General features: G+C 40.2%; 10 protein-coding genes. 7 read left to right on the forward strand and 3 right to left on the reverse strand.

Annotated features, from left to right (window positions below; genetic code table 11):
* Positions 1-3: 3 nt before the first annotated feature.
* Positions 4-1,230 carry a paraquat-inducible protein A gene (locus tag H5203_RS03100; protein WP_145236310.1) on the reverse strand — a complete coding sequence of 409 codons (1,227 nt, stop codon included), beginning with the start codon at positions 1,228-1,230 and terminating at the stop codon, positions 4-6.
* 149 nt (positions 1,231-1,379) lie between these two features.
* Here H5203_RS03100 and H5203_RS03105 point away from each other — a divergent pair, with 149 nt between their 5' ends.
* Positions 1,380-2,156 (forward strand): ABC transporter substrate-binding protein, encoded by a 777-nt coding sequence (locus H5203_RS03105; RefSeq protein ID WP_145236099.1) that lies wholly within the window; start codon positions 1,380-1,382, stop codon positions 2,154-2,156.
* On the opposite strand, the gene H5203_RS03110 is transcribed toward H5203_RS03105, so the two are convergent.
* Positions 2,145-2,960: a thioesterase family protein gene (locus H5203_RS03110; RefSeq protein WP_182819363.1), complete on the reverse strand. Its 816-nt coding sequence runs from the start codon at positions 2,958-2,960 to the stop codon at positions 2,145-2,147. The genes H5203_RS03105 and H5203_RS03110 overlap by 12 nt on opposite strands.
* 244 nt (positions 2,961-3,204) lie before the next feature.
* On the opposite strand from H5203_RS03110, the gene dnaK reads away from it, so the two are divergent.
* The 6 genes from dnaK (at position 3,205) to H5203_RS03140 (ending at position 12,654) form a co-directional block, all read left to right on the forward strand.
* Positions 3,205-5,121, forward strand: coding sequence for a molecular chaperone DnaK (dnaK, locus tag H5203_RS03115; RefSeq protein ID WP_182732509.1), 1,917 nt, complete (start codon positions 3,205-3,207; stop codon positions 5,119-5,121).
* 187 nt (positions 5,122-5,308) lie between these two features.
* Positions 5,309-6,451 (forward strand): molecular chaperone DnaJ, encoded by a 1,143-nt coding sequence (gene dnaJ / locus H5203_RS03120; protein ID WP_145236090.1) that lies wholly within the window; start codon positions 5,309-5,311, stop codon positions 6,449-6,451.
* 537 nt (positions 6,452-6,988) lie between these two features.
* Complete coding sequence (locus H5203_RS03125; RefSeq protein WP_145236087.1) at positions 6,989-7,222, forward strand: FeoA family protein; 234 nt, start codon at positions 6,989-6,991, stop codon at positions 7,220-7,222.
* Complete coding sequence (feoB, locus tag H5203_RS03130) at positions 7,219-9,540, forward strand: Fe(2+) transporter permease subunit FeoB (RefSeq protein ID WP_182819364.1); 2,322 nt, start codon at positions 7,219-7,221, stop codon at positions 9,538-9,540. The genes H5203_RS03125 and feoB overlap by 4 nt, the downstream gene beginning before the upstream one ends.
* A gap of 85 nt (positions 9,541-9,625) precedes the next feature.
* Positions 9,626-10,087, forward strand: a complete 462-nt coding sequence (gene ybaK, locus H5203_RS03135) for a Cys-tRNA(Pro) deacylase (protein WP_145236081.1) — start codon at positions 9,626-9,628, stop codon at positions 10,085-10,087.
* A 311-nt stretch (positions 10,088-10,398) separates the two neighbouring features.
* Positions 10,399-12,654: an acyl-CoA dehydrogenase gene (locus tag H5203_RS03140; RefSeq protein ID WP_145236077.1), complete on the forward strand. Its 2,256-nt coding sequence runs from the start codon at positions 10,399-10,401 to the stop codon at positions 12,652-12,654.
* Positions 12,655-12,782: 128 nt separating this feature from the next.
* On the opposite strand, the gene H5203_RS03145 is transcribed toward H5203_RS03140, so the two are convergent.
* Complete coding sequence (locus H5203_RS03145) at positions 12,783-12,968, reverse strand: DUF6435 family protein (RefSeq protein ID WP_182819365.1); 186 nt, start codon at positions 12,966-12,968, stop codon at positions 12,783-12,785.
* Positions 12,969-13,435: the final 467 nt, after the last annotated feature.

Raw genomic sequence — 13,435 nt, forward strand, 5'->3', positions numbered from 1 at the left:
TCTCTAATTTATGGTCTTTTTATCATTGTTTGGCGAATCCCATAATAGCCGAGGGTCAAACGCGTGTGCTGCAAGCATTTGGCAAATCACCATGATAGTAAAAAATACAGTGCCTAAACCTGGCGTTACTGACATTAAATTTCCTAATTGCACTAAGGCTACTAGAATCGCGACAACAAATACATCGATCATAGACCACTTACCAATAAACTCGGTTAATTGATAGACTTTCGTATAGCCTTTTGTCTGGCCGTTAGCGGGTTTGCTAACCAAAAAGCATAAAAATGTTAAAATGAGCGCTTTAGCTAATGGTACTACTACACTCGCTAAAAAAATGATTAATGCAATAGGGTATGAGCCAGCTTGCCACAGTGTTATTACCCCACCAATTAATGTTGAGGGGGATTCATCCCCCAAACTAGTGGTGTACATTATTGGCAATAAATTTGCCGGAATATAACAGGCAATTGAAGTTATTAACCATGCCGTTGCTTTTTGTACGCTGTGGGGGTTTCTGATATGGGTTTTGCTATTACAGCGAGAACAGTATTCGCTATCGCTTAGTTGATGGCAGACATGACAGGCTCGAATGTTACTATCTATGGCACGATAAGAAAGTTTTGCGGCTGCAATTTCAGCCTGAGGCTGTACTTGATCCCATAATCGGGCACGATTCAAGTGTGCTAATGAGCCAATATAGAAGAGTACAAACGCGGCATAGGCCCAAAAACTAACGCCAAAGCTGACTTCCGCTAACGACATTATTTTTACCATGCTGACCAATACACCGATTAAAAATATTTCTGACATTATCCATGGCTCTAGCGCTAAGGTGAATTTGAGTAAGCGTCTGGCAATCGTTTGTGGAAGTACTTTAAGTAAGCCTAAATGCAGTGGGATCAAAATAGTGAGTAATGCCATTGGTAAACCAATAATACTAACATCAATAAAAATGCCTAATAAATTGCTGTCGTAATTAAACAAAATACGAGCGGCATCGGGCAAGGTAATCGTCTGTGTAATGCCATTACTACTAAATGAGATAAATGGATAAAACATACTGCTTAGCAGCATGAGTAAAGCACTAATACTAAGTGCTACAATACGGCTGTCATAATTTATATTTGCTGCGCATAGTTTACTGTGACAATGTGGACAGACAGCCATTTGTTTTGCAACTATGTGCGGGATATCAATAATCAAGTCACAATTAGGGCAGGCAGTTTGCAAATTAATAACCACTTAGAAGTATCTTAGATCAAGTTTGCATCAATTATATGCTAAATACAAATGCGAAATTGGTTTAACTAGGCTAGCCTAATAAGAAAGTTGTCATGTAATTTTACAGTTGCTAAAAAGCATCTATCTGTGGGTGGTGAATGAAGTATTTTATAGTGTTTTTTTTTGTTTTATATAGCACTTTTGCATTGAGTTTAGCTGCGCCAAAATCTAGCGACATTATTACCGTTGCGGTAAGCCCTTCTTTGCCTCCTTACGTCTTTAGTGAGGATGATACCGGCTTGCAGTTGCAGATTTTAAAATCTGCGTTTAAAGATCAAGGTATAACAAATCTAGATATAGTCTATATGTCTAATAAACGTGCAGGGCAATCCTTAGAACAAATGAAGGTCGATATTGCGATGAATTATGCGGGGCTCACCACTTCTGCGATTTATCCAAGCCAAAGCTTATTGGCGTATCAAAATGTGGCAATTAGCTTACGTAAAAATAATTTTAAAATTAATACTGTCTATGATCTACTGGGGAAAAGTGTTGTTGCCTTTCAAAACGCCACCGAATTTCTGCCGCCGCCATTTAAAGCATTAACGACTAAATTAAGCGCTTATGAAGAAGTCGTATACCAAGCTGCGCAAGTGGATCATCTAATGAAAGAGTGGGTTGATGTGGTGGTACTAGAAAAACGGGTGTTTTTATATTATCTACAGCAATATAAAGAATCGCACCCAATCAAGCCTATTACTGTACACCCGATATTTCCTGAGGCTCCTCGACCAGCCTATTTTAACAGTAAAGTGTTACAAGAGATTTTTGATATGGGACTTGCCCATATCATTGAAAATGGGCAATACAGTAAAATAATGGCTTTTGATGGCAGTGATTATGCTCAGGTTGTAGAACCAAGCTCAATCAAATAATGCTACGGTTTGGCGGGTAAGCGCAAGCAATTCGCCGGATTGTGACCAAATACAACCATCCTCTAAACCATAGCCATCTTTACAGTGATGAGTTTCTGCTTCAAATCCAAGCCACTCATCGGCTGCCAACTGCGGTGTTTTTACAAACTCTAAATACCACGACATACTACTGGCGGGCGCTGGTTGGTTAAACATTTGTAATAAAGTAGGCGGCCATGCATCCGTTAAGGCAATAATATGTGCTTCACTAAGTTCTGCTGGCGATTGTTTTAACTTCATCCATCCGCCTAAATGCGACGTTTGGGCTGCTGAAAACGGCATTCCACCTTGCTGAGGGCAAAGCGCGACGTGTTGGAAAAATTCCGGCATGGCACCTGATTTAAATGGCAGTGTGTAACGTTCGTTAACCGGTTTTAGGCTCATTGTTTTTGTCACTGGTACTTCAATGGCTGAATCTCGCGATTTTGCAAAACACGCTTGTACGACCACGCTTACTTGGCCGTTCTGCAACGCTTTTGCCAGTACTTGTGTGCTACTTTTTCCTTCCCGTAAAATTTCAACTGAGAGGGAAAAATCAGTATCTGCTAACAAAGGACCTACAAAATTTGTACTAATAGACAACAAACGACGACTTGGTTCTATTTGTTGACGCATTGCCTGATACAGTAGTGAGGCTGATAAACCGCCAAAAGCAGTTCGACCTTGACACCAGTTTGCAGGAAATTGCATCGTTGCGTGAGCTTGTTCAGAATGGGGCAGCTGGCCTATGAGTGCCGCTTGCTTTAATAGTTGATCAAAATGCATGGTGATCCTTTGAGACATTTTTTAATTATTAGTGATTTTATAACACATAAAAACTCATCAGACCAGATTGTGAAATGGCCCCTAATGATGCAAAAAAAGACAATCCACACATTAATTAGGGTTATTTGCAAAATAAATTACAAAAAAGCACTTTTTTTTCATTTTTACAGTTGAATTAAGTTTGTGGCATCCCTATCTACTAGTCATCGAACGTATTAATGAATTTTGAAGTTGGAGATATTTCATGGGTAAAATTATCGGAATCGACTTAGGTACTACTAACTCTTGTGTTGCAGTACTTGATGGTGGCAAAGCACGTGTTATTGAAAACGCGGAAGGCGATCGCACCACTCCGTCTATTATAGCTTACACGCAAGACGGAGAAACTTTAGTAGGTCAATCTGCTAAACGTCAAGCGGTTACTAATCCGACAAACACATTATTTGCAATTAAGCGTTTAATTGGTCGTCGCTTTGAAGACGAAGAAGTACAACGTGATATCGGCATCATGCCTTTTAAAATTATCAAAGCAGATAATGGTGATGCATGGGTTGAAGCGGGGGGCGAAAAACGCGCTGCACCACAAATCTCAGCTGAAGTTTTGAAAAAAATGAAAAAAACAGCTGAAGACTTTTTAGGTGAAGCAGTAACTGAAGCGGTTATTACAGTACCTGCTTACTTTAACGATTCACAACGTCAAGCTACTAAAGATGCTGGGCGTATTGCAGGTCTTGAAGTTAAACGTATCATCAATGAGCCAACTGCTGCTGCCCTTGCTTATGGCATGGACAAAAACAAAGGCGAAAACGTTGTTGCAGTATATGACTTAGGTGGTGGTACTTTCGATTTATCAATCATTGAAATTGATGAAGTTGAAGGTGAGCACACATTTGAAGTACTTGCTACAAATGGTGACACTCACTTAGGTGGTGAAGATTTCGATAACCGCGTAATCAACTATTTAGTTGCTGAATTCAAAAAAGATCAAGGTTTAGACTTAAAAACTGATCCACTTGCAATGCAACGTGTTAAAGAAGCAGCTGAAAAAGCAAAAATTGAATTATCATCTGCACAATCTACAGAAGTAAATCTTCCGTACGTAACTGCTGATGCAACTGGTCCTAAGCACATGAACGTGAAACTAACACGCGCTAAGCTTGAGTCACTAGTTGAAGATTTAGTAATGAAGTCACTAGAGCCATTAAAACGTGCCCTTGCTGATGCTGATTTATCAGTAAGCGACATTGACGACATCATCCTTGTTGGTGGTCAAACACGTATGCCTTTAGTACAAAAAACAGTTGCTGATTTCTTCGGTAAAGAGCCACGTAAAGATGTTAACCCTGATGAAGCAGTAGCCGTAGGCGCAGCGATTCAAGGTGGTGTACTAGCTGGTGATGTGAAAGATGTACTATTACTAGATGTTTCGCCATTATCTCTAGGTATCGAGACTATGGGCTCTGTAATGACGGCGTTAATTGAGAAAAATACGACTATTCCAACGAAGAAATCGCAAACATTCTCAACTGCTGAAGATAACCAAGCTGCGGTAACTATTCACGTATTACAAGGTGAGCGTAAACGTGCTAGCGACAACAAGTCACTAGGTCAATTTAACCTAGAAGGTATTCGTCCAGCACAACGTGGTACACCACAAATCGAAGTTACTTTTGATGTGGACGCTGATGGTATCTTACATGTATCGGCAAAAGATAAAGATACAGGTAAAGAGCAAAAAATCACCATTCAAGCATCTTCAGGCTTAAGCGATGAAGAAGTTGAAAAAATGGTTCGTGATGCCGAAGCACACGCAGAAGACGATAAAAAGTTTGAAGAGCTAGTTGCAGCTCGTAACCAAGCTGATGCATTAGTGCATGGTACGCGTAAGCAAATCGAAGAAGCGGGTGATGCATTACCAAGCGAAGACAAAGAAGCGATTGAAGCGGCTGTTGTTGAGCTAGAAGCTGCGATTAAGAGTGACAAAAAAGACGAGATTGAAGCAAAAACTCAAGCGCTTGCTGAAAAGTCACAAAAGTTAATGGAAATCGCACAAGCTAAAGCACAACAAGGTGGTGACGCCGGTGCCGAGCAGCAACAATCTGCGAAGAAAGATGACGACGTAGTGGATGCTGAGTTCGAAGAAGTTAAAGACGACAAGTAATTGTTGTTAGCGCTTCGCCTAACTGAAAACACGATGACTGATATCGCAATTTAAGTTAGGATGAACAACTAAGGCGCGCGGGCTAAAGCTTGACGCGCCTTTTGCATGTAAATTAGATGATAAATCGATACGATTTATCGATTTATCCGCAGCAATGCTGCAGTAAGAAAAGAGTAGTGTGATAGATATGTCAAAACGCGATTATTATGAAGTCCTTGGAGTGGCAAAAGACGCCAGCGAAAGAGACGTAAAAAAAGCGTATAAACGCTTAGCGATGAAATATCATCCAGATCGTACCGCAGGCGATAAAGAACTTGAAACTAAATTCAAGGAAGTAAAAGAAGCTTACGAGATCCTCACTGACAGTCAAAAACGTCAAATGTATGATCAATACGGCCATGCTGCGTTTGAACAAGGCGGTGGCGGTGGTGGTCATGGCGGCTTTGGTGGCGGTCATGGTGACTTTGGTGATGTATTTGGTGACGTGTTCGGTGATATTTTTGGAGGCGGTGGTGGCCGTCGTCAATCGCGTCAGCAACGAGGTTCAGACCTACGTTACAACATGGACTTAAGCTTAGAAGAAGCGGTTCGTGGTAAAGAAGTAGAAATTAAAGTACCTACGTGGGTAAGCTGTGAGCCATGTGACGGCAGCGGTGCAAAAGCGGGTTCTAAACCGAAAACATGTACGACTTGTCATGGTGCAGGCCAAGTGCAAATGCGCCAAGGTTTTTTTGCTGTGCAACAAACCTGTCCAACCTGTCAGGGCACTGGTCAGATAATTTCTGATCCATGTAATAGCTGTCATGGTCAAGGCCGTGTGGAAAAAACCAAAACATTATCGGTTAAAATCCCAGCCGGGGTTGATACTGGCGACCGCATTCGTTTATCTGGTGAAGGTGAAGCAGGGGTACATGGTGCACCCGCTGGTGACTTGTATGTGCAAGTATCGGTACGTGAACACCGTATCTTTGAGCGTGATGGTAATAACCTATATTGTGAAGTGCCGATTGGGTTTACAACGGCTGCTCTTGGTGGCGAAATTGAAGTACCGACTTTAGATGGTCGTGCTAAATTGAAGATCCCAGCTGAGAGTCAAACGGGCAAAATGTTCCGTATGCGCGGTAAAGGTGTTAAGTCTGTCCGTAGTGGCGCAGTTGGTGACTTGATCTGTAAAGTGGTAATAGAAACACCCGTTAAGTTAAATGAACGCCAACGCGAGTTATTGCAAGAGCTTGAGCAAAGCATGGGTAAGGATGGTTCTAAAAACCGTCCAAAAGAAAAAGGCTTTTTTGATGGTGTAAAAAAGTTCTTTGATGATTTAACTAAGTAATCACTCATTACTTATATAATGGCGCTAATTAGCGCCATTTTTTATTGGCTAACAAAAGCTTATTAATCTGAACTCTGGTTAAGAGATTGACCCTCAAGAGTTCAGGTTTTTATTTGGCTACAGCTTTGCTGAAAACCACGCAGTAATACCAATCGACTTAAATATTTAACCATTCTAGCGAGCTAAATAAAGCGCTAACTGCGTTATAATTTTTTCAAGTAGAACAACTACATGTCAAAATTTACGTCTTGTTATCACTGTATTTATCTGTCGCTATAAATGGTCAGCAACTTAACACGATTGGTATAATACATATTCATAATGCTACCTTTACAGAGCGATTAGGCTTCTTAAGCACTTGTCACTAAACGGCTATTTTTATCTTATCAAATGAGATTTAGGATCCAATATAGGTATAATTCTGCCATTGCTGCTTTATTTTGCATTACTTATCGATATGATAATTAGTCTCACTTGCATGATTGAATAATCGGCGTAAAATCAGCGCCATTGATGTATTAAATGAAATGAGATGGCATGTTAACGTTAGACAAATTAGTAATTGGCCAACATGGCTCTGTTGTAAGCATCGATCCTAATGCGAGTTTGTTGCGCCAGAAATTACTTGCAATGGGTTTAACGCCAGGCGCTCCTGTCCACGTATTGCGCTTTTCTCCATTTGGCGATCCGATGATTGTTAAAGTTCGCGGTACCGTGCTTAGTCTTCGTAAATCCGAGGCACAATCAATTAATTTGGAACTCGCAGTATGAATCCAAACATTGCCGTAATAGGTAACCCAAACTGTGGTAAAACTACACTATTCAACGCGTTAACCGGTAGCAAACAGAAAGTAGGTAACTGGTCAGGGGTGACCATCGATAAGAAAATTGGTCAATTTAAAGTGGCTGATCAGACTGTCGAATTAGTTGATTTGCCTGGCACTTATTCTTTAGATGTAAATGCACAAACCCCTTTAGATGAAAAAATTGCGCGTGACTATGCACTCAGTGGTGAATCACAACTGATCATCAATATTCTTGATGCATCAAATCTTGAACGCAATTTATACCTCACCGCTCAGCTGCTTGAGATGAAAGTACCTTTACTTGTCGTGCTAAATATGGTCGATGTGGCAAAACGAAATGGTTTAGTAACGGATCCAAAGGCGCTAGAAAAGCAACTTGGATGCCCTGTGATTGCCTTAAGTGCAAATAATAAAACAGACATTACAGGTTTAAAAGAGTTTATTGCACAAGGGCTTAAACTTAAAAAAGTATCAATGCATACCCCTAGTTATGAGCAAAAAATAACGCAAGCGGCCAACAACATTGCAGCCAGTTTTACTGCCAATAATAAACCGATAGAAAACATCGACACTGATTGGTTGTCATTGCGGTTATTAGAGCAAGATGAAAGCTGTTTTGGCTATGCTGATAAACAAACACTGGCAGTGGCAAAAGCTGAATTTGAACAGTTTGCCGATCACCATGAACTTGATGTGCTTTTTGCCAATGGTCGTTATGAGTTTGCCCATCAACTGGCTGAACTTGCTCAAAATACTAAAGGCATCGCCTCTGAAACCATTAGCGATAAAATAGATGCGGTAGTGATCAATCGTTTTTTAGGGATCCCAATATTTTTAGGGATCATGTATTTAATGTTTTCTGTTGCGGTAAATGTTGGCGGCGCATTTATAGACTTTTTCGATATTGCTGTAGGCGCGATTTTAGTCGATGGCTTTGGTGAAATATTAACTTCATTAGGCGCACCTGATTGGCTACGCGCATTGCTTGCGGACGGTATAGGTGGTGGTATTCAGCTTGTTGCCACCTTTATCCCGGTGATTGGCTTTTTATACTTTTGTTTAGCCTTTATTGAAGATTCAGGTTATATGGCGCGTGCTGCTTTTATCATGGATAGATTAATGCGCGCCATTGGTTTACCGGGTAAAGCGTTTGTGCCTTTAATTGTTGGCTTTGGCTGTAACGTGCCATCAGTAATGGCAACTCGTACTTTAGAAACCCATAAAGATCGCTTACTGACTATTGCCATGTCACCATTTATGTCATGTGGCGCGCGCTTAAGTGTGTATGCCTTGTTTGTCGCTGCCTTTTTTACCACTAATGGCCAAAACTTAGTATTTGCACTGTATATTTTAGGTATTGTTATGGCGGTATTAACCGGTTTGGTACTTAAAAATACCTTGTTTAGTCCAACGCTTACCCCGTTTATTCTCGAATTACCTGCGTATCATATGCCAACGGCAAAAGGCGTACTTTACAAAGCATGGGAGCGCTTAAAAAGCTTTTGTATGCGCGCCGGTAAAACTATAATTGTGGTGTTTGTTATTTTAAAAATATTAAGCTCCATAGGTACTGATTTTACCTTTGGCAATGACAACACAGATAAATCGATGCTCAGTGAAATTTCAAAAATTGCAACACCGGTGTTTGCTCCTATCGGGGTAGAGCAAGATAACTGGCCTGCCACGGTCGGTATTTTTACTGGCGTATTTGCTAAAGAGGCAGTAGTTGGTACTTTAGATAGTTTATATTCAAATTTAGATGGCGCAGCGGCTGTGAATGAAGAGCCAGTTAATGTCATCGATAAATTGGCTGAGGCGTTCGCGAGTATTCCTGCAAACCTAATAGACGTATTCGGTAATTTACTCGATCCACTGGGTTTAAATGTCACTAATGTGAGCGATCAAAGTAGTGCGGCCATTGATCAAGAAGTGAATGTATCGACCTTCGCAACCATGGAAAACCTATTTAGCAGTCAACTTGCTGCATTCAGTTATTTAGTTTTTGTATTGCTTTATACACCTTGTGTGGCGGTGATGGGCGCTATGTACCGAGAAGCTGGAATGAAATGGATGCTATTTGTTGCAACTTGGTCAACAGGGCTTGCTTACATCACAGCCTCTGTGGTGTATCAAGTGGGTAACTTTAAGCAATCTCCGATGTTTTCGGCATTTTGGTTACTCGGGTGCGCTGTCGTTATTGCATTGGCAATAAGCTCTATGCGGATTTATGGTAATAAAATGGCTGCAAAGAGTCGTTTAATCCCTGTTGTTAATATAATTTAGCGAGTGAATATAGTTAAAAAAAGAGTACCTTGGTACTCTTTTTTTTGTTAATTTTAAAGCAGTTAACAATTCAATGGAGTTAGTCATGACGCCAGCCACACAATTATTAAAAAAACACAAGGCCACTTTTGAGCTGCTCAGTTATGAGCATAACTCAAGTACACATAGCTTTGGTTTAGAAGCTGTTGAAAAGTTAAATCTAGCCGCTGAGCAGGTTTTCAAAACCTTGGTATTTGAAACCAATGAATTGCAGTTAGTAGTGGCAATTACGCCTGTGAGTCAACAAGTTAACTTAAAGCTCTTAGCAAAAGCATGTGGTGTTAAAAAAGTACATATGGCCGCTGCACAAAAGGTAGAAAATAGCACCGGATATATTCTTGGTGGCGTAAGTCCATTAGGGCAAAAAAAACGCTTAGCAACTTACCTCCATAGTAGCGCAAAGCAGTTTGATATTATTTATGTAAGCGCTGGTAAACGCGGCCTTGAAATTGCACTTGATCCCAATACATTAATAAAACTATGTAATGGCAAATTAGCCGACTTTTAGTGGTGATTAACAGTGTTAGTTAACAGTCGATAAGCTTACACTACTTACCTTGCACAAACTTTAACATATCTTTATTTTCCCTCATTTTGTTTCTATTGTTGCTGAGGTTTAATTATTTTAGCGTTTTTTAGTAAAAAAAAATCAACTAAATACTTTTCAGCGTACAAGTGTTAGCTCTTTTTATTCAATGGCTTAGATAGCCTAAAAATAAATAAATTGAAAAAACTGTTAAAAAATTGCTTAGAGTAATTGATCTAAACCATTTTTTATGACGTAATGTAGGTATTATTGTCTGGTCGGATGAGTTGATTATGAGTTTACGTACAAAATTAAAAAAAGTATTACCAAGTATTTCTATCACTGAACAAGAAGCCCTTGATGCGGGTGATGTGTGGTTAGAAGGCTCTATTTACCAAGGTAAGCCTGACTTCAACGCACTTCGCGCAGTCCCTGCTGCTGTATTGAGCGCAGATGAACAAGCATTTATCGACGGCCCATTACAAGAGCTATTGGGTATGATCGACGATACAGAAATTCAAAATGGCATTCATTTACCTGAATACATTTTAGATTTTCTGAAAAAGGAACGTTTCTTTTCACTGATAATTCCTAAATCATTTGGTGGTTTAGAGTTTAGCCCTTACGCAAACTCAACTATCGTTGGCACAATCGCCACTAAAAGTTCTGCTGTTGCAGTAACCGTTATGGTTCCTAACTCGTTAGGCCCTGGTGAGTTACTACTGCACTTTGGTACTAAAGAGCAGCAAGCACATTATTTACCACGCCTAGCCAATGGCCGTGACATTCCATGTTTTGCACTCACAAGCCCAGAGGCTGGTTCTGATGCCGGTGGCATTCCAGATTTAGGTACTGTGACTAAAGGCATGTACAACGGCGAAGAAGTACTTGGTCTTGAGATCACTTGGGACAAGCGTTATATCACCCTTGCGCCAATTGCCACCGTACTTGGTTTAGCATTTAAAGTGGTTGATCCAAATGGCTTGCTAGGTGGTAAGGAAAACCTCGGTATTACGTGTGCACTTATTCCAAAAGAGCACCCAGGTGTTGAACTTGGTAATCGCCATGATCCAATGGGGATTCGTTTTTACAACGGTACTACGCGTGGCAACAAAGTATTTGTACCAATGGACTTCATTATTGGTGGGCAAAAGAACATCGGCCGTGGCTGGCAAATGTTGGTTAGCTGTTTAGGCGCTGGCCGTGGTATTTCATTACCTGCATTAGGTGTTAGTTCATCTCAGGTAGCATTTAAAGGTGCGTCTGAATATGCTGCGGTACGTGAGCAATTTGGCTTAGCAATCGGTCAATTTGAAGGTATTCAAGAAAAACTCGCTGATATTGCTGGTAAAACATACCTACAAGAAGCAATGCGTGTACTTACAACCGAAGGTTTAGGCATGGGCTTAAAGCCATCGGTTGTGACTGCAATTGCAAAATATCACATGACTGAAATTGGTCGCGACGTGCTTGACTCAGCAATGGATATTCAAGCTGGTAAAGCAATTCAGAACGGCCCGCAAAATACGTTAGCAAGCGGCTATGTTGCACAGCCAATTGCCATCACGGTTGAAGGCGCCAACATTCTTACACGTAACTTGATGATCTTTGGTCAAGGTGTAATGCGTTGTCACCCATATTTACAATCGATGGTTGAATCAATCCACAGCGAAGATAAAAATGCAGATAAAGAATTTAACCGCATTCTGCGTAAAACAGTGGGTTATAGCGTAGCAAACAGTTTACGTGCATTTCGTTTAGGCGTATTACCATTTACAGCAGGTGCTAATTCACCACTTCCAGAAGTACGTGAATATGAAAAAGCAGCTCATAAATTATCAGCTAAATTAGCAGTATATGCAGATTTTTCGTTACTGGTACTCGGCGGAAAACTTAAACAAGCGGAAATGCTATCAGCCCGTTTAGGCGATGTAATGAGCTTCTTATATGCGGCAATGGCATCAATTAAATATTATGAGCAAAAAGTGGCAAGCAGTGAACGCGAGCAAGCAGCGCCATATTTCCACTACGCAACACGTTTTGCATTACAAAGCGCCGAACAAGCATTGCATAAGTTTTTAGACAACTTCCCTGCAAGTGGCACACGTAAGTTTATGCGTTTTATTACCATGAACTATTCGACTAAAATGCCAAAAATTAGCGATGACTTAATTCGCGAATTAGCTACACAGGCGCAACTTGACACGGCATTTAAAAAGCAAATCACACACTTAGTTAAACCTATTGAAGGTGATGGACATTACATTAACGAGCAAGCGTATAAAGCGAAAATGGGCTGTTTAGATTTACTCGCAAAAGTGAAAAAAGCCTTGCGTGCTAAAACAATCAAACCAGGTATTCGTTTTGCACTTACTCTTGATAATGCACTTGTAGCAAATGTAATCACTGAAGAAGAATACGCTAAACTGATTGATTACAACAAAAAACGTGAACGCGCAATTCGTGTTGATGAGTTTGATTTTGATATGAACTTATTAGACGAAAATGCAAAACCGATAAACCCACTGAAAAGTGTTGTTAATCAGTAATATTTTTTAATTCAACAATGTAAGCGCCCAGAAGTTCGGGCGCTTTTATATTTAAAGCCCATACAGTTTTGTATGGGCTTTTTACGTAATTCGCTACTTGTTCTTAATTTAATGCCTAAGAATTTAAATTAACCATCTTGTTTCGCTCGTTTTTCTATCTCTATTATTTGTTTGTCTATTTGATCGGCTTCAAAGGAGAGTTCTGAGTATTTGCGTATATCGCCGTTACGTTGGGCATGCATTGCTTGTTCTAGTTTTATAGAAAGCTGCTTATGTAACTTTTTAGTTGGGTCTTTCTTAAATAATGAAAACATATATTACTCGTATAGTAACTGGTGCAGATTGATACGTTTCAATTAATGTATTGGTTTACATTATGTTGAAATAGTAAGCTGGCAAAAGATAATGATTGCTAACATGTAGTTAAGTAGTGAGCTGTGTTGTCTATAAGCGCTTTAATCTTAAAATGTTTATGTCATACTAGGGTCTGTTGACCTTTCAAGGTTAAATTTGCAGCAGTCTGTTTGGTATTTAGGCAAAGCAGAGCCTATGTGGTGTGGTCATTCCCCATAAATAGGCGATAACGCAGCATCAATGCCAAACAGGAGCTGCCCGAAGGGTTCTTCCTAGAGGTAATTAACTCTTTGTTACTTACATGGATGTAAGTAAGGGGCGTGAGCAGGACGCGGAAGCTTTGCTCGGTTTTTACTTAGCCCACTAGGTTACAAACCTCGCGCCGCGATTAAATTGCCCCTAGTTTGAACAAATATTAATCCGCAAA

Source organism: Pseudoalteromonas sp. SG41-1 (assembly GCF_014164575.1).
In the GTDB taxonomy this organism is placed as follows: Bacteria; Pseudomonadota; Gammaproteobacteria; order Enterobacterales; family Alteromonadaceae; genus Pseudoalteromonas; species Pseudoalteromonas rhizosphaerae.